The following is a 17,357-nucleotide window of genomic DNA, read 5'->3' as shown; positions in this document are numbered from 1 at the left end:
ATGTTACATAAAGAGGTTAAACCTATTTAGGCTTTGCTGTCTCTAACCATTGAGCTTGCAATAGCTTATTACCATTAACAAAAATATAAAACTGATGAAAAAAGTATTGATTATCTGCGGACTGTTATTTAGCGTAATGACGTTTGCAAAAGCACAAGATGGCGAGCGTAAAATGCCAACTCCTGAAGAAAGAGCCGAAAGAGGAGCTACTCAGTTAACTAAAAAATTAAACCTTACTGAAGATCAAACCACGAAAGTGAAAGCTATTCTTCTAGATCAAGCAAAAGCTACAACTAAAATTCGCGAAGAAAACAAAGGTGATCGCGAAGGAATGATGGCTAAAATGAAAGCTGCGATGGAAGAAAATGATTTAAAAATCAATGCCCTATTAAATGATGATCAGAAAAAAGCTTACGTTGCTTATAAAGAGGAGCGAATGAAAAATATGAAGGGTATGGGTATGGGTAAAGGTAAAGGTCAAGGTGGCGGCGGCGCCGGTGGTCAGTAATCTTTAAAAATATTATAAATAATAAAGGCGACTTAGGGTCGCTTTTATTATTTTCGCCCAAATGTAATGGACCTTACCGTTACTGAATAAAAAAAAAGCATTATGTTTCAGCAAAAACTTCCTATCATTTTAGCCTCAAAATCACCTCGTCGTCAGGAATTGCTCAAGGCAATGGGATTAGACTTTAAAGTGGTGTTGAAGGATGTGGATGAAAGCTATCCGGAAAGTATGAGTCCTGCCGAGATCGCTGTTTATATTGCCGAAAAGAAAGCCGCTGCCTTTACAGACATTAGTGCAGATAGCATTGTGATTACTGCGGATACTATTGTGGCTTATGGGGGCGAGATTTTAGGTAAACCGGCCGACAAAACTGAAGCTATTGCTGTACTGAATAAACTTTCAGGATCCGTACATCAGGTATATACAGGGGTAAGTTTAAGCTACGCCGGTAAAATGCATTCCTTTTACGATTTGACGGAAGTTGTTTTTAATACGCTGTCTGCCGACCAGATTGAATATTATGTAAGTAACCACAACCCTTATGATAAGGCAGGTTCTTACGGTATTCAGGAATGGATTGGACTGGTTGCTGTCGAAAAGATCATCGGTTCTTATACCAATGTAATGGGATTACCTACAGAAAAACTCTACAAAGCCTTATCTGCGCTTTGATTGGTTAATTTTTAATAGATTTTTTTCCTAATTTTTAAAACAACAAGTAACCTGTTATGTTTTGAACCTGAAATAGTTATACGGTATACTATTAATTTCAAAAACTAATTAGAATCAGATGAAAAAGTTGTTAATTGTTTGCGGATTGTTGTTTAGTATAATAACAATAGCACAGGCGCAAAGTGGTGGCCAAAAGAAAATGGCGACTCCTGAAGAAAGGGCTAAAATGAGTGCTGAAAAATTGGCCAAAAAGCTTGATTTAAATCAGGATCAGAAAAAAAGAATAGAGGATATCTATTTAGAAGAGTCGAAGGCGATGGCTAAGGAACATAAAGAGGGAATGGGAGATAAAGAAGCAAAAAAAGCTGAAATGATGAAAATTCATGATGACGCGGATACTAAGATTGCTGCAGAGTTAACAGAACCTCAAAAACAGAAATACGAAGCCTGGAAAATGGAGAACAAAGAACACATGAAAAAACACATGAAAAAAGGCATGAAAGAAAAAAGGCCGGTTACTCCACCACCGGTTACTACGCCTCCAGTTATGTAAAACAACAAAAAGCGACCATTCAGTCGCTTTTTGTTGTTTTTATCCTTTTATCTTAGCTGAAGAAGCCAGTTCGTATAAAACGCCCATCTTTAAATCATAAGTAGAAAGGCTTATGGTTTTGATCCCACAACTAGCGATTACATAATTGCTAATTAAAGCTGCGATGACAATCATATCTACCCGTAGTGCAATTAGATTAGGCATAACCTCTCGTTCCGCATGAGTTGAGGCAATTAGTGTAGCAGCAAGCTTTTGATACTGATTCAGATCAATAGGAGCCGATTTAATCGTGTTTAAATCAATGCTGGGGTCAATCATCCCGGTGAAGCTTTCGAAGGCGCCTGCGGAGCCTACAAGATGTTGTGGCTTATACAAGGCACAAGCTGCTCCCAGCTCTTGTAAGGTCTCTTTTAAATGAGTTAGAATTGCAGATTGATCTGCCTGACTAATCGGGTCGGAATGGAAATAGGCCTGAGTTAAACGTGCAGCACCAATATTGTAACTTGCTTTCCAAAGTATCTCATCAGCATTTGCTATAATAAACTCAGTGCTTCCACCACCAATATCCATAATCAATGAGGTTGCCTGTATGGCTCCAGTAGCTTTAACCCCCTTAAAAATGTAAGCGGCTTCCTGATCCCCACTGATCACCTCGATGTCGATTCCGGCATTCTTTTTAGCTGCATTTACAAATTCTGTCCCATTGGCTGCGCTACGTACCGCCGAAGTCGCAGTCGCTTTAACCACATCAACCTGGTGTTTTATGATTTCCTGTTTAAAAGCCTTGAGCGTGGCAATGCCTCTTTCAAAAGCTTCGGGGACAATAATGTTTTCATTAATGCGTCCCTGACCCAATCTAACAGGTTCATTTGTTTTAAATAAGACTTTTACTTCAGTCGCAGATATTTCGGCGATGATAAGGTGAAAGGTATTGGTGCCAAGATCAATAACAGCTGCAATCATATTTAAATTCTAGGGTGTAAAAAAGGCCGCTTTAAGCGGCCTTTCATTATTCAAAATATTCTTTCATTTTTTCAAAGAAACTCTTGTCGTTCTTACCTGGTTGAGGTTTGAAGTTTGGAGACTCTCTTAGTTTTTCTAAAATGTTTCTTTCCTCTGCACTTAAGATTTTAGGAGTCCAGATATTTACATGGATGATTTCATCACCGCGATGGTAAGAGTTGATTTCAGGAATACCTTTTCCTTTTAGGCGCAATAGTTTTCCACTTTGTGTACCTGGCTCAATTTTGATTTTGGCTTTGCCATCAATAGTCGGTACTTCGGCGCTGTAACCTAAAGCAGCATCAACAATAGATACATGCAAATCATAAACCACATTGTTTCCTTCGCGTTTCAGACTTTCGTGAGGGATTTCTTCAATTAATATGATCAGATCGCCCGGAATACCACCATTAGGCGCTGCATTTCCTTTTCCACTCATGCTCAATTGCATGCCATCGCTTACCCCAGCAGGGATGTTGATGTTAATGGTCTCTTCACCTCTTACAATACCTTCGCCATGGCAAGAACCGCATTTTGCAGTAATTTGAGACCCACTACCGTTACAGGTAGGGCAGGTAGAAGTAGTTTGCATTTGTCCCAAAATAGTATTGGTTACTCTGCGTACAGCACCACTACCACCACAGGTTTTACAGGTACTTACCGACGAACGGTCTTTGGCACCACTACCATCACAGGTTTTGCAGACAATCTGTTTATTTACTTTTATCTTTTTCTCGGTGCCATTGGCAATCTCTTCGAGCGTAAGTTTTACTTTAATACGAAGGTTGGTACCTTTTGATACACGTCGGCCACTGCGCGACTGCTGACCACCTCCAAAGAAGCTTTCAAAAGGACTACCACCGCCAGCGCCTGAACCGAATATATCACCAAACTGGCTGAAGATATCTTCCATGTTCATTCCGCCGCCGCCATATCCGCCACCGCCAGAAGCACCACCTACGCCGGCATGACCATAATGATCATAACGTTGTTTTTTTTCAGGGTTGCTTAAAATCTCATAAGCTTCAGCAGCCTCTTTAAATTTTTCTTCGGCAGATTTATCATCCGGGTTTTTGTCCGGGTGAAACTTGATGGCTAGTTTACGGTAAGCCTTTTTAATCTCTTCAGCGGATGTGTTTCTGGATACGCCAAGCACATCATAATAATCTCTCTTGCTCATAAAATATTAACTACCTACTACAACTTTTGCAAAGCGAATAACTTTGTCATTTAAGGTATATCCTTTTTCAAGTTCATCCATTACTTTTCCTTTCATCTCTTCATTAGGAGCAGGGATTTTAGTAATGGCTTCATGATGATCTGTATTAAATGGAGTATTGATACTTTCCATTTCTTTAAGACCTTTTTGGGCCAATGTATTTTTTAATTTGGTATGCACAAGATTTACACCTTCACGGATGGCAGTGATATCAGTAGCACTTTCCATCGCTTTATTTGCTCTGTCAAAATCATCCAATAAAGGCAATAACGAAACAATTACATCTTTACCTGCTGTTTGTAACAGCTCCACACGTTCTTTTTGTGTGCGACGTTTATAGTTGTCAAACTCTGCAAATAAACGTAGGTATTTATCATTTAAAGCAGTATTCTCTTGTTGCAGTTTTTCTTCAGCAGTCAGTTCAGGAACGATCTCTTCAGTTGCTTCTTGGCCTTCAGTAGCCTCAGTAGTCGCTTCTTTAATATCATTTATCAATTGATCTTCAGCATGATTTTCTGCTGCAGGGTCTTGATTTTGCATAGTTGTATCTTTATTATCGTGTTTTTTCTTCTTGCTAAACATAGTGTAGTAGAATTTTTGGAGATAAACTCAAAAGGTTTGCCAATGGGAAATATCCGTCATGCTGTCAGCTTTAATTGAAAAACTTGGAACAGAATGTCCGAATAAGAAAAATTTGTCAGAAAATTGTATTAAACAATCTGGGCGTCTTCATGAATAACACCACTCTCACATTTTATAATCCTTGAAGGGAATGTTCTGATGATGTGGTAATCATGGGTAGCCATTAAAACCGCAGTTCCACTCTGACTGATCTGCTTCAAAAGCATTACAATTTCTTCAGAGGTATCCGGATCTAAGTTTCCTGTTGGTTCATCCGCCAGAATAATTTCAGGATTGTTTAACAATGCGCGTGCAATAACTACGCGTTGTTGCTCACCGCCCGAAAGCTCATGCGGCATTTTTTTAATTTTAGAACGCAAGCCAACCTTTTCAAGCACATCTTTAATCCGCTCACTAATCAGGTTTTTATCAGTCCAACCCGTAGCTTTTAGTACAAACTCAAGGTTCTTTTCAACAGTTCTGTCGCTTAACAACTGGAAATCCTGAAACACAATACCCAGTTTTCTACGTAAAAAAGGTACTTCCTTGTTGCCTAATTTTTTTAAATCGAAACCGGCTATTTGTCCATCTCCATTACCAATGTGAAGGTCGCCATAAATGATTTTTAGCAAACTGCTCTTACCAGAACCTGTCTGGCCAATTAAAAAAACGAATTCACCTTTGTCGATATTTAAGTTTACGTTCGACAAAACCAGATGCTTTTGCTGAAAAACATCTACATTTTTTAAATTTATAACCGTGTTCTCTGTCATGTTTAGATATCTAATTTAGCAATTTGTCCGAAAGGCAAATCATTTACAAAATTCATAATGTATGGAAGTTTATCACCTAAACCAAGTTTCTCTAGTGATTTATCGGGCCTGTCGACTCTAAAATAGGCCAATAAGGTAAATTTATCGTCCCTTAACTGCACATAATCCGGAATCTTGGCAATGCCTTTTACTTTAATAACATACATCGCTCAAAAATAGTATTTCAAAATGAGAATTAAGGCATCTGAACTATTTATCTAATGACCATTAATGATCCGGTTAGCGGTTTTAGTCCGGGTTCTAAATAGATCATATAATAATAAACACCTGCGGGGACGTCCTGATTTTCGTGTTTTCCATCCCAGGGTTTCCCATAACCATCACTTTGAAACATCAACTGTCCATAACGATTCATAATTTTTACTTTCGGATTGGCGTAGGTATCGATGGCTATAATGTTCCAAATGTCATTAACTCCATCGCCATTTGGACTAAAGGAGTTGGGGACAATGAGCTTTTCATATACCTTCACAAAAACCTCGTCGGTACTACTCGTACAGCCTGCACTCGAAAGGACATTTAAGGTATAAGTGGTACTAACAGGAGGTTTTGCTATAGGGTTTAACTTAAATGGATCATCCAGGTAATCAGCTGGAGTCCAAAATATCTGACCTATGTTATCGCCCCTTACCGTCCCTTTAATATCCACTTTGTTTCCTTTGATGATTTTTATATCTGGACCCGCAGTAACCACCAGGTCTTTAAAAACTTCGACTGTAATTTGAGCGCTTGATTCACAAGAACCATTGGACGCATACACCGTATAAGTGGTAGTTTTTGCTGGGCTCGCTTCTGGATTTGGAATGTCTGTTGCTGATAAACCGTTAGCTGGGACCCAGCGATAGGTGTTGCCACCACTGGCGTTTAAAGTTACGGCTGAACCCTTACAGATCGGAACAACGGGATCTATTATAGCTACAGGTCTTGTTACTACGGTTACAGTGGTCGAAGTGCTTGCTTCGCATCCGGCATCATTGGTTACAGTAACGGTATAGGTCCCCGCCATGTTGGCTGTAGCATTATTAATTATGGGTGATTGTTGATCAGAGTTACTCCCATCAGGGAAGGTCCATTTATAAGAGCTGGCATTGCTGACAGATAATTGAATAGGATCACCAACGCAAACTATCCTCGGTTCGTTTGCTATAGGTATTGCGGGTAGAGGGCTTACATTCAGCTCAAACGTGGGTGAGTTCGCCCGACAATTGGGCGAGTTGATATTTCCGTTTTCTGCTACCAAAAGTCTGTATTTATAGCTGCCTACCGCTGCGTTTACAAAGGGTCTAGTGTACTTGTTTGTCGTTTCTGTGGGCATATCCTGCCATACGCCACTCGCATCCATTTCCTGCCACAGGTATTGAGGATTTGTATAAACTCCTGGGGTTGGTTCTGCTGATAAGTCAACGTTTCTGGTTTCACCAATGCATAAGCTTTTATTTGGTGTAACTATTCCATCAATGGAAGGAATGATTGTCGGACCACAAATGCTAAAAGTGATATCGTCTAGGGCGAAATCATTTCCACCGCCACCCAGACCGTTGTTCATTATTTTTACAACGACTTCATCGATATTTGCGCCAGTAGTAAATGTGGTCGAGTATCGTTTCCAATCGGTACTGCTGCCTTCTGGAATTGGATTTGTATCAAATTGCTTAATAGGAGCTCCGGAGGTGGTTTCAATGATAAATCTAACATTAGGTCGGATACCAGGTTTCGCCATAACGTTAATTATCCATGCCCCAAAATCGTATGTAGTACCTGGGCAGAGGCCGGTTATTGTTTCCTGGTAGAATAAACCTGCCTCAAACTCATCGGCGTTGATCAGCATCATGTAACCGTCCGGATCGTTAGGGGTATGATTGTTAACTGCTAACCAGTTTCTTTGGGTAACGTGGCTCATACCAGCTGTAGTCTTTATAATTGCGTACTGACCATCATTGGGCACGTCCACGTTATCGTACTCATAATTTGTTTTATCCGGAATAGCAGGTCCGCGATCACTTGGGCCTCTGCCAAAATCATAACTTTTAACCGGATCTCCTATAGAACCGGCACAAGTTTGCGAATTGGCATTACCTGCTACTATCATCAATAGTAGCAGCAAAAAAACGTTAGTTTTAGAGATCAATTTTTTGATTTAAAACTAAAGATAATGCTATTTAATTAATTGTATTTAAAAAATCTATCGTATTCACATTATCAGCATAATCCCAAAGTTTTGGTGTCTGACTTTGTCCAAAGCCCAATACTGCGGTATCCAGCTTTAATGCCGCATTGCTTACAATACATTGAATATCCTCAGCTCTATTTCTTAGCAGCTCTTCCAGTTGTTCAATATTTGTATAAGTTTCATAATATAAAACAGCCAGGGGTGATGAAAGACTTTCGCCTTCGGTTAACAATAAAAAGCCGTTATCATAATGATGTTTTAGGTTTACCAGGTAAATAGACTTGTTGTAATCATAGTTGTTGTTGTATTTAAAATGATTGATAATGTCTTTAAAACCTTCTATAGGCTCAAAAAAGTTTTTGATGTCATAACCTTCTGGGATATACAGCTTAGAAACATTTCGGCAACCTAAACCAAAGTAATCGAAAATATCATGTCCCAAAAGGGCTAATTCTTCTTTACTTTCATTTCCGGTGATTACGGCAACACTATTCCTGTTTTTTCTGATGATGTTTGGGCCTTTGCCAAAATAAAACTCAAAATACCTTGATGTATTGTTACTGCCAGTTGCAATTACGGCGTCAAAATCCTTCAGACGATCCACATAAACAATGTGATCTTTCAGTAAAGGCTCAATCTTAACCAGCTCAGCAAGAAGGGCTGGAAGCAGTTTGTCATCGGCTGATGATAGTTTGATTAAAGCGATATTGCCTGTGGCAAGTACAGAAATCACATCGTGAAAGCCTACCATTGGAATATTTCCAGCTAAAATTAAACCAACCTTTTTAGGTGTATCGCTTACCCGAATGTCTTTAAACCAGGTTTCAAGGTCTTGCTGATTTAGCATCTGATGTAACGAATTTAAAGCCCTTTCTACCTCTGCCTCAGTAAACCATGCATTGTGATTAGAGGCGGAAAAGATCAGGTTTTTGAAAGCTTCGCTGGGCTCTGCAATGAAGTCGCTAAGTTTTTTAAATGCAATAATTAATTTTTCGCTACTAAGGATTGGCATAATTCCAATGATTTTAAAGTTTATGTGTTATATTTGCTGGTGCAAAGTTAAACTTAGCAATAGATATAGACGAAGACATGGCTATTAAAATAACAGACGAATGCATTAACTGCGGAGCATGTGAGCCTGAATGCCCAAATAATGCAATTTACGATGCAGGCACAGCCTGGAGATTTTCAGATGGTACCAATTTAAATGGTATTATTGATTTTGGAGGTAAAGAAATGGACGCAGAGAGTGCTCAAGATGCACTATCTGACGAAGTTTACTATATCGTTTCCGATAAATGTACAGAATGCAAAGGCTTTCATGATGAGCCTCAGTGCGCAGCGGTATGCCCTGTAGACTGTTGTGTTGATGATGAAGATGTTCGTGAGACTGAAGAAGAACTTTTGGCTAAAAAAGCCTGGTTACATCAGGAAAACTAAGCCATAAAGCTATAACAAAAGGGCCAACTCCTATAAAGGGTTGGCCTTTTGCATATATTGAAATGTTGTTTTAGGGCTTTTATGCCTTTTCTTCGTATTTATTTGGGATGATCAGAACGGGACAGGCAGATTTTCTGGCCACGTGCTCCGCAACGCTTCCCATCAGGAAATGGTATAGACCTGTACGGCCGTAAGTTCCAATTACAATCAGGTCAGAGCCCCAATCATCAGATTGCTTAATAATCCCATGTGCAGCATTGTCGATCACACTAAAATAAGTGGTTGATACGCCATGACCGAACTTTCGTTCTATTTCTTGTAATAAGACATGACTATTCTCTTCACTGTTGTCGTAAGTTTCTAAAAATACAGGAGCGAGTGTCAGGTCTGGGTTAATATTGGCCGGTATAGGTTCAATAATGTTGACCAGTGCAACCTCCGCATCAAAGGTTTTTGCCAATTCATAACCCGTCTTGGCTGCTTTTTCTGAGCAGGTGCTATTATCTACGGCAATTAAAATCTTTTTGAGGTTCATGGTGTTTATCTTAAAAGGTTAATATTAGGACATCATTTTCATCAATCATTTCAATAAAAAGTAAATGATGCTCGTTAAAATAACAAATTAACCTTATAAAAGTTTAAATTTATGCCATTGATTTTATGATTATGGAACAAGAGTTTGGGATTTGCAGAGTAGCTGTCGCACCTTTAAGAGCAGGACAATCGGATAAAGCCGAGATTGCATCTCAGCTATTGTTTGGCGACCATGTAGAAATACTTGAAAAAACGGATAAATGGTGGTTAGTGCGCAATGGCTATGATGGCTACGAAGGTTGGATGGACTATAAACAACTTGGTAGCCTTAATCATGAGCAGTTTGTTAAAAATCAACGCTGTGATCATCTGGTACCTGCACAGTTTGCAAATGCGCTTATCGCTGCAGATGGTAGTAAGTATTATCTTTCTGCAGGTAGTAATTTACCGGCTTATGCAGATGGATGTTGCTACCTGGGAGATGAGAAATTCGAAATTTCCTTTTCACCAAAGTTGATAAAAGCCGATACTTCTGTTGATGAACTTGTAGCTACAGCGAAGTTTTTTCAAAATGCGCCATATTTATGGGGCGGTCGGACCATATTTGGGATAGATTGCTCAGGTTTTGTTCAAAACGTATTTAAGCTAAACGGTATCAAATTGTTGCGCGATGCATCGCAACAAGCTGAGCAGGGTGCAGTAGTAGATTTTCTGCCAGAAGCAAAAACCGGAGATTTAGCTTTTTTCGACAATAGCGAGGGACGTATCATACATGTGGGGATGATGCTAAATTCGAACGAAATTATCCATTCTTCAGGGAAAGTCAGGATAGATCCGATAGATAATCAGGGGATTTACAATGCCGAATTGGGCAGATATACCCACAATTTAAGAATTATAAAGCGTTTTATTTAGGCCATTTTAAATTTAAATTAACTTTGATGAGATAGAATTGCTAATTTAATTGTATTAGTTTTATGGAATTAACGCTTTGTTGCATCCATATTACAAATACCTTATTATATGAAGCATCTTTTACGCTCTGCCTTACTGATCATCTGTGCCACAACATCTCTTTTTGCGCAGAAGAAATTGACCAATAGCCGTACTGCCGGTTCTTATACTTATATCTACAAATTAACGGATAAAGAAGCTTTTTCTATCGCTTCGACTACTAAGATGGCTCTTAATGATGGGTTTTTACACACGCTCGTTGATTCATTTTATAATGTTAAAAATAGTAATTACCTCAAAAAGCTGCCTTATGGTAATTATTTAGAGGTTAAAGCCGTTAAGAATGCACTTGTTTATAAGTTGTTTGCCAAAAATAACGTAAACCTTCAATTTATTAACAACAGAAAGGATTTTCAATTCACGGTCACAGATTTGAAAGGCAACGAAATACCCAATGCTTCAGTAAAAACAGGGAAGAGGAAGAAGGTAAAATACAATCGGCAGGCTAAGTTATATGTGAAGTCTTCAGTAGCGAAAAATACCGTAATCACGGTAAATCATGATGGGATAAATAACTATTTTAATGCTGAGGAACGTGATGAGTACAGGCCTTATCGACCTAGCAAAAAGGCTTCATTTTTTAAGAGGATATTTAGTCCTGAAGGAAAAAGATCCGTTAAATCGGTTAAGCAAAAGTATACTGGGTATATGGTTTTTAATAAACCGATGTACAAACCATTAGATACTGTCAAATTTAAGGCTTACCTGGCAAACGCAAATGGGAAAACCCTGCGAAATAAGCCGCTTAGAGTAGAATTACAAAAAGGAGGAAATGATGGAGGTTTGGTGTTAACGACATTGATGCCTTATAATGAAGGGGGCTATGAATATAGTTTTGTTTTGGCCGATAGTTTACAGCTGACATTAGATCGGAGTTACAACATTGTCTTAAAAGAGGCCGGTAAAAAGGATTGGACTACTATTTTTAGGGGATATTTTCGTTACGAGGATTACGAGCTTAAATCGGTAAACTTCGCTGTAAGAACAGATCGGGAAGAGCATAGTCCAGGTAGTCCAGTTACTGTATTTTTGAAAGCTACTGACGAGAACGACTTAGCCGTTCCGGATGGTCGGGTAGAGGTGTTTGTAAGGGCTAATTCACCAATTAAGTATTATAGCTCGCATGTTTTTGTAAAAGATACCTTGTGGAAAACATCAGTGATACTTGACCCTGTCGGGGAAACGAAAATGGTTTTGCCAGATAGCATTTTCCCGAAAGCTGATCTCAATTTTTCTATGTCTTTTAGCTTTTTAAATAGCAATAATGAACATAAAACAGCATATAAATCATTGAAATATGTATTGAAAGATAAAGAGATTAAAACTGAATTTATTAAGGATAGTCTGAAAATTGATTACCTCATTAAAGGGAAATCCACTAAACAAAAAGCTGTAATAAAGCTGAGCTATCCTTTTGGAGATGACGAGGATTCTGTGACTGTTGAGCTACCGGCAAAAATTAAGATGCACTATAAAGGAGACGCTTATGAGGTGAAAACAGCTGACGGCTATGTGGATCATATTTATCTTGAAGATTTGCAGCCGGAATTGAGTGTTGCCGCTAAACAAAATAAAGATTCATTAACAATTGCGGTAAGCAATGTACACAAGATCCCTTTTTGGTATACGGTTTTTTCTGGTGATGAAGTCTTTTTAAAGGGGTATACAACTAGTTTGGATACTGTAATCAGGCATAAGGGTACAAAAGCGGCACATATAAAATTGAATTATGTATGGGCTGAAAAGGACCTGAGTGCGGAGGCCAGTGCTTTTTACGCATCAAATTCATTAAATGTAAAATTGCTGGCACCTGATCTGGTTTATCCGGGACAAACCGTAAATATGGCGGTAAAGGTGACAGATGCGAACAACCAGCCTGTAGCGGGAACTGATGTTACGGCCTATGCCTATACCACTAAATTTAAAAATTCGCATCCTGTTAGCCCACCTTATTTCGGAAAACCTTTTTTTGCGCGTACACTCAAGTCGGCCTTCGAAGCTGAAATATTAAGCTTGTCGGGCGAAATGAAACTTACATGGGATAGATGGGGGAAAGAATTAAACCTAGATACCATTGAATACTACAGATTTACACAGGCAAAAGAATTATATGCCATAAATGAGGATACGAATGAACCAGATACTGCAATTGTGGCTCCTTTTGTGATTAAAAACGGCGCGATAGAACCAGTTCATGTCATTTATATTGATGGAGTTCCTGTGTATTTTAGTCAGACCAATCAGCTTCAGCGTTATGCATTCAGGCTTTCTCCAGGCGAACATGATATTCGCATGCGGACTGCCGGTTATACCATACACTTACCTGGTTATCACCTGATGAAAGGTAAAAAGACGATTATAAGTGTAGTTGCTGATGTATCGAACACAAAAGCAAATGTGAGTATTGCGCCCAACGAGCTCAGTCTGGCTGAATCTGATTTTTTAACCAAATACATGATGCGCATTGAAAATAATTTCAATGGGAATAAAGCAACAATAAAGGCGGGTAACAATACGCAATTATTAGACCTTCCGGTTTTGGGCCAGGGTTTTACTGGATTTGCTGCTCGGGCTAATGCTGGAACAAGCTTATTAATTGGGCCTTTCGCTGAGAATTTTCTTGAATTTAAATCGGGGGAGATTCAACAAAATTTTATTAAGGAACCGGGGTATTCCTACACTTTTTTACCGGGTTTATTAAAACAGAAATCTTATTCCACAGCCTATGGTTTTAATAGAATATTAATTAATTCAGGTAGTACAGATGATTATAAACAGTATCCCTTTAAAAGCGGGGAGACGGATAGTATCTGGAATGAATACCTGGATTTAAGAAGCCGTACAACCCAGCTGTTTAACATGAGTTATCGCTCTGGCAAAAATTATGGAAAGCTGATAATGACACTAGATACCAGCATTTCTAAACATATGCCATATTTGAAAAATATTATCATTTATAAGTATGATGAACCTGATTTTGTACAGATTTACCATGGAAATACGTCTTACTTTAGTGACTTAGAATCAAATGAGTATCGCATTATTTATTTGTTTAAGGATAACCGTTATTTTGTTGCTGAAAGGGTGGTTATTAAACCAGCAGGCGTAAACTACTTTGAATGGAAAGGGATGCGAATAAACCCTGCTGACAATATGAGCCAGAAGATCGACGAACAGATCAAATCTGTCCGTACAGGTTCAAATAATACCCTCGCAGATGTGCAGCGCAATGTTCTTGAAAAGATCAATGATAAATATTTTGATCCTGCCATATTAACGGGTAAAATGACCGGTCGGGTTATTGATGCTGAAAGTAAAGAGGCCCTGCCTGGAGTTAGTGTGAAATTGAAAGGAGCCAGCTACGCGACATTTACGGGCGCTGATGGTCATTTCAGTCTTAAAGTACCTCATCTAGGAAAACTTATCATTGCTTATATCGGTTACGATTCAAAAGAGATTGTTATAAAAAATGGGGATGTAGGTGATATTAAATTGGATGCTGCTACGTCTTCTTTAAATGAAGTAGTAGTTGTTGGCTATGGTACACAGAAAAAGTCAGTTCTTACAGGCTCAGTTCAATCAGTTTCGGTTGATGCTTTAGCTGGTAGAGTTGCTGGAGTGAGTGTTAATGGTGATCCAAGTGGAGATTTGAAGGTCATGATAAGAGGTACGAATTCACTTACCGGAGATAATAAACCTTTAATAATTGTAGATGGATTACCTTATAATGGCGATGTAGGTAAATTAGATGCTAACTCAATTGTATCTATGGATATCTTAAAAGGGAGCGATGCCTCTGCTATTTATGGTGCAAGAGGTGCCAATGGAGTGATTGTTATTAAAACTAAAGGAGGTAATACTTCGTTATTGGCCAGTGGCGAGCTGGCACAACGGCAGGAAACATTCAGGACTAATTTCTCCGATTATGCCATCTGGCAGCCTAAACTATTAACAGATGCTGAGGGGAAGGCTACTTTTACTGTGAAATTCCCGGATGATATTACCAATTGGAATACGCAATTAATAGCCATGAATGGTCGTAAACAAAGTGGAGTTGGACAAACAAATATCAAGTCGTTTAAAACATTAAGCGCCAATTTTGTCTCTCCATCATTTGCCTTAGCGGGTGACAGCATTAATGTAATTGGGAAATTGATGAATTACAACAATATCGATGAAACAGTAACCAGGAAGTTCAGTTATAATGGGGCAGCGTTGTTAAATAGTTCGGTAACGTTTAAAAATGCAAAGATTGATACGGTTGGAATTGTTGCTAAAGGCGGGGGCTTTAAAGTCCACGCAGATCATGTGAATGTTGTAGATAGTTTGAAGTTTGAATACACCATGAAACAGGATAATGGTTATTTCGATGGCGAGATCCGTAAGATTCCATTGCTACAGGCTGGTGTAATAGAAACTAAAGGCTATTTTAACGCGCTTACCCGAGATACTACTGTTAGTTATAACTTCGATGCTGCCTTAGGAAAAGTTACGCTCAGGGCAGAAGCTTCTCTGTTTCCCACGCTACTGGATGAAATTGATAAACTGCGTACTTACGAATACTTGTGCAATGAGCAGCTGGCTTCTAAACTAAAAGCGTTGCTGCTGGAAAAATCCGTTAGAAAGTACCTGAGTGAACCATTTAAGGAGGAAAAGAACATCAAAGAAATCCTTAAAAAATTGCAGAACAACAGACGTCCGGAAGGTACCTGGGGCTGGTGGCGAAACAGTAATGAGGAACTGTGGATTAGTCTGCATATTGTCGAAGCCTTGTTGGAAGCCCAAAAGCAAGGTTATCCTGTGGTATTGGATAAGGATAAATTATACCGTTACCTGACCAGTAAAATGGCATCTGATAAGTACTTTGATCAGATTTATGGCATTCGCCTATTGAGTTTACTGAATGAAAAATATTATGCGAATGACTGGATCATAGCTATTGAAAAGCAAAGAACTGAACTGGAAGAAAAGAACGTTCGGGAAAGAAAAGCGAATTCAGACGTTCCAAAATTAGCTGCGCAACCACTATACGAAAAACTTCAATTGATGCAATTGAAACAGAAAGCCGGCATGCCGATAGATCTGAAATGGCTGTTGGGCTTAAAAAATGAAACGATGTTTGGCAATAGCTATTGGGGGGAAGAAGGACGGTATTTCTGGGACAATAGCATTCAGAATACTTTGTTAGCCTACCAGATTTTAAAAGCTAATGGTAATTACAGAGACGAGTTAGATCGCATTACACGTTACTTTTTGGAGCAGAGAAAGAGCGGGCAATGGCGCAATACTTTTGAATCATCTTTAATATTAGAAACGATATTGCCAGAGTTAATGAATACTTCGGGTAAAAAGCCTCAACCAGCGACTTTGGTATTCAATCAAACGGAGCAGGTTAGCATTTTTCCCTTCAATAAGGTGATTGATCCGGGAGCATTAAAATTGAATAAAAAAGGCGATGCTCCGGTTTATTTTACCGCCTATCAGCAATTCAATAATCCTAAGCCAGAAAAGGTAAGTAAAGATTTTACGGTGAGAACATCCTTTGAGCAAAATAGGTCGCCTGTTCAAAAACTAAAGCCAGGTACTTTAGCAACGCTAAGGGTTGATGTTGATGTTCGTGCCGATGCAGATTATGTAATGATTGAAATTCCTATTCCTGCTGGTTGTTCTTACGAGAATAAAATACAAAGCTTTTGGGGAATAGAAACACACAGGGAATACTTTAAACACAAGACTTCGATTTTTTGTACCAAATTGAAAAAGGGTACTTATACTTTTACCGTACAGTTGATGCCAAGGTATGCTGGTAATTATATCTTAAATCCTGCTAAAGCCGAAATGATGTACTTTCCTGTATTTTACGGAAGAGAAGGGATGAAAAGGGTGGCTATAAAGTAAGTTCCCATATCATAACCTGACGGTCATCTCCCGTCGAAATCAGGTATTTGCCATCGGTACTCCAGATCATTTTATTTATAGAATGGAAATGACCTGGGGTATCTTTTTCTAAACTGAGTATCTTATACAGTTTAAAAGTCTGGCTATCCCATAATTTAATACTTTTGTCCTGACTGCAGGTAGCAAAATAGGGTAGCGTAGGGTGGAAAATTATAGAGTAAATGCTAAACATGTGTGCCGGGACACTATTGCTAAGTGAATAATCAGGCAAGCTCCATATCTTCAATTGAGCATCTCTGCTACCCGAAATCAGGTAACTGCCATTAGGTGCGTACTGTAAAGCAGTTACTGCAAATTTGTGGCCATCAAGCGCTTTAATGAGTGAATAATCATCAGAGTTGTATATTCTGATAATGCCGTCTTTGCAGCCTAATGCTACTTCTTTTGCATCATTGCTCAAGGCAATTGTCCGCACTGTATTTTGCAGTACCGGGAAATTGTATAGCAGTGTAAAGTCGTTTAAAGACCAAACAGCCACAGTTCCATCTTCTCCAGTACTTATAATTTCGTTTTTATGGGCTATGGTTTTTACATCAAAAACACCTTTTTGGTGGTAGCTTAATGTGGCTATCACTTTTTGCTCATTTAGATCGAATACCTGAATTAATCCACTTCTTTGGGCAACAAAGAGTAAGTCTTGATAGGTATGTAAAGCATAAACTGAGCTTTGAACCGGCAAGATCACTTTTACAAAAGACATGGTATTTAATGACCATTCTACCACACCCTTATCGTTGCCAGCACTAAAGAAAGTATCTTTCTGATTAGAGTTGGCCAATGCATAAATTGGATTCTGGTGTCCGCTAAGGGTGTGGAGATGTGTGATCATTAAT

General features: G+C 38.9%; 15 protein-coding genes. 6 read left to right on the top strand and 9 right to left on the bottom strand.

The genetic code is table 11. The features are described from left to right. The first annotated feature begins 94 nt into the window (after positions 1-94). The 3 genes from BLS35_RS12770 (at position 95) to BLS35_RS12760 (ending at position 1,733) form a co-directional block, all read left to right on the top strand. Positions 95-508 (top strand): hypothetical protein, encoded by a 414-nt coding sequence (locus BLS35_RS12770; RefSeq protein WP_090781543.1) that lies wholly within the window; start codon positions 95-97, stop codon positions 506-508. Between the two features lie 102 nt (positions 509-610). Beyond that, positions 611-1,180, top strand: coding sequence for a Maf family nucleotide pyrophosphatase (locus tag BLS35_RS12765; RefSeq protein WP_090781542.1), 570 nt, complete (start codon positions 611-613; stop codon positions 1,178-1,180). Positions 1,181-1,298: 118 nt separating this feature from the next. Then, positions 1,299-1,733 carry a hypothetical protein gene (locus tag BLS35_RS12760; RefSeq protein WP_090781540.1) on the top strand — a complete coding sequence of 145 codons (435 nt, stop codon included), beginning with the start codon at positions 1,299-1,301 and terminating at the stop codon, positions 1,731-1,733. 39 nt (positions 1,734-1,772) lie between these two features. Here the strand turns inward: BLS35_RS12760 and BLS35_RS12755 are convergent, their stop codons facing one another. The 7 genes from BLS35_RS12755 to BLS35_RS12725 form a co-directional block, all read right to left on the bottom strand. Then, positions 1,773-2,696, bottom strand: coding sequence for a Ppx/GppA phosphatase family protein (locus BLS35_RS12755; RefSeq protein WP_090781538.1), 924 nt, complete (start codon positions 2,694-2,696; stop codon positions 1,773-1,775). Between the two features lie 46 nt (positions 2,697-2,742). Further along, on the bottom strand, positions 2,743-3,915 hold the full coding sequence (dnaJ, locus tag BLS35_RS12750; protein WP_090781536.1) for a molecular chaperone DnaJ: 1,173 nt from the start codon (positions 3,913-3,915) through the stop codon (positions 2,743-2,745). Between the two features lie 6 nt (positions 3,916-3,921). Next, positions 3,922-4,494 carry a nucleotide exchange factor GrpE gene (locus BLS35_RS12745; protein ID WP_090781882.1) on the bottom strand — a complete coding sequence of 191 codons (573 nt, stop codon included), beginning with the start codon at positions 4,492-4,494 and terminating at the stop codon, positions 3,922-3,924. Between the two features lie 170 nt (positions 4,495-4,664). Next, entirely contained in the window at positions 4,665-5,348 is a 684-nt protein-coding gene (locus tag BLS35_RS12740; protein ID WP_090781534.1) for a cell division ATP-binding protein FtsE, read from the bottom strand. Positions 5,349-5,350: 2 nt separating this feature from the next. After that, positions 5,351-5,554 carry a hypothetical protein gene (locus BLS35_RS12735; RefSeq protein ID WP_062547218.1) on the bottom strand — a complete coding sequence of 68 codons (204 nt, stop codon included), beginning with the start codon at positions 5,552-5,554 and terminating at the stop codon, positions 5,351-5,353. A 47-nt stretch (positions 5,555-5,601) separates the two neighbouring features. Beyond that, complete coding sequence (locus BLS35_RS12730) at positions 5,602-7,497, bottom strand: T9SS type B sorting domain-containing protein (protein WP_090781531.1); 1,896 nt, start codon at positions 7,495-7,497, stop codon at positions 5,602-5,604. A gap of 70 nt (positions 7,498-7,567) precedes the next feature. After that, on the bottom strand, positions 7,568-8,590 hold the full coding sequence (locus BLS35_RS12725; RefSeq protein ID WP_090781529.1) for an acyl-CoA reductase: 1,023 nt from the start codon (positions 8,588-8,590) through the stop codon (positions 7,568-7,570). A 77-nt stretch (positions 8,591-8,667) separates the two neighbouring features. Between BLS35_RS12725 and BLS35_RS12720 the strand changes: the two genes are divergently transcribed. Next, on the top strand, positions 8,668-9,018 hold the full coding sequence (locus tag BLS35_RS12720) for a 4Fe-4S dicluster domain-containing protein (RefSeq protein ID WP_090781527.1): 351 nt from the start codon (positions 8,668-8,670) through the stop codon (positions 9,016-9,018). A 79-nt stretch (positions 9,019-9,097) separates the two neighbouring features. Here the strand turns inward: BLS35_RS12720 and BLS35_RS12715 are convergent, their stop codons facing one another. Then, the gene (locus BLS35_RS12715) at positions 9,098-9,553 is read right to left on the bottom strand and encodes a universal stress protein (protein WP_090781525.1); all 456 of its coding nucleotides are present in this window, start codon (positions 9,551-9,553) and stop codon (positions 9,098-9,100) included. A gap of 131 nt (positions 9,554-9,684) precedes the next feature. Here BLS35_RS12715 and BLS35_RS12710 point away from each other — a divergent pair, with 131 nt between their 5' ends. Both BLS35_RS12710 and BLS35_RS12705 read left to right on the top strand, forming a co-directional pair. Then, positions 9,685-10,467, top strand: a complete 783-nt coding sequence (locus tag BLS35_RS12710; protein WP_090781523.1) for a C40 family peptidase — start codon at positions 9,685-9,687, stop codon at positions 10,465-10,467. A gap of 108 nt (positions 10,468-10,575) precedes the next feature. Continuing rightward, complete coding sequence (locus tag BLS35_RS12705) at positions 10,576-16,464, top strand: carboxypeptidase-like regulatory domain-containing protein (RefSeq protein WP_090781521.1); 5,889 nt, start codon at positions 10,576-10,578, stop codon at positions 16,462-16,464. Here BLS35_RS12705 and BLS35_RS12700 read toward each other — a convergent pair. Further along, positions 16,454-17,353: a WD40 repeat domain-containing protein gene (locus BLS35_RS12700; RefSeq protein ID WP_090781519.1), complete on the bottom strand. Its 900-nt coding sequence runs from the start codon at positions 17,351-17,353 to the stop codon at positions 16,454-16,456. The two genes, BLS35_RS12705 and BLS35_RS12700, sit on opposite strands and share 11 nt — an antisense overlap. Positions 17,354-17,357: the final 4 nt, after the last annotated feature.

This window comes from Pedobacter sp. ok626 (genome assembly GCF_900100435.1).
GTDB lineage: Bacteria > Bacteroidota > Bacteroidia > Sphingobacteriales > Sphingobacteriaceae > Pedobacter.
The sequence above is the reverse complement of the archived record's forward strand: the minus strand, read 5'-3'. Positions and strand labels throughout refer to the sequence as shown.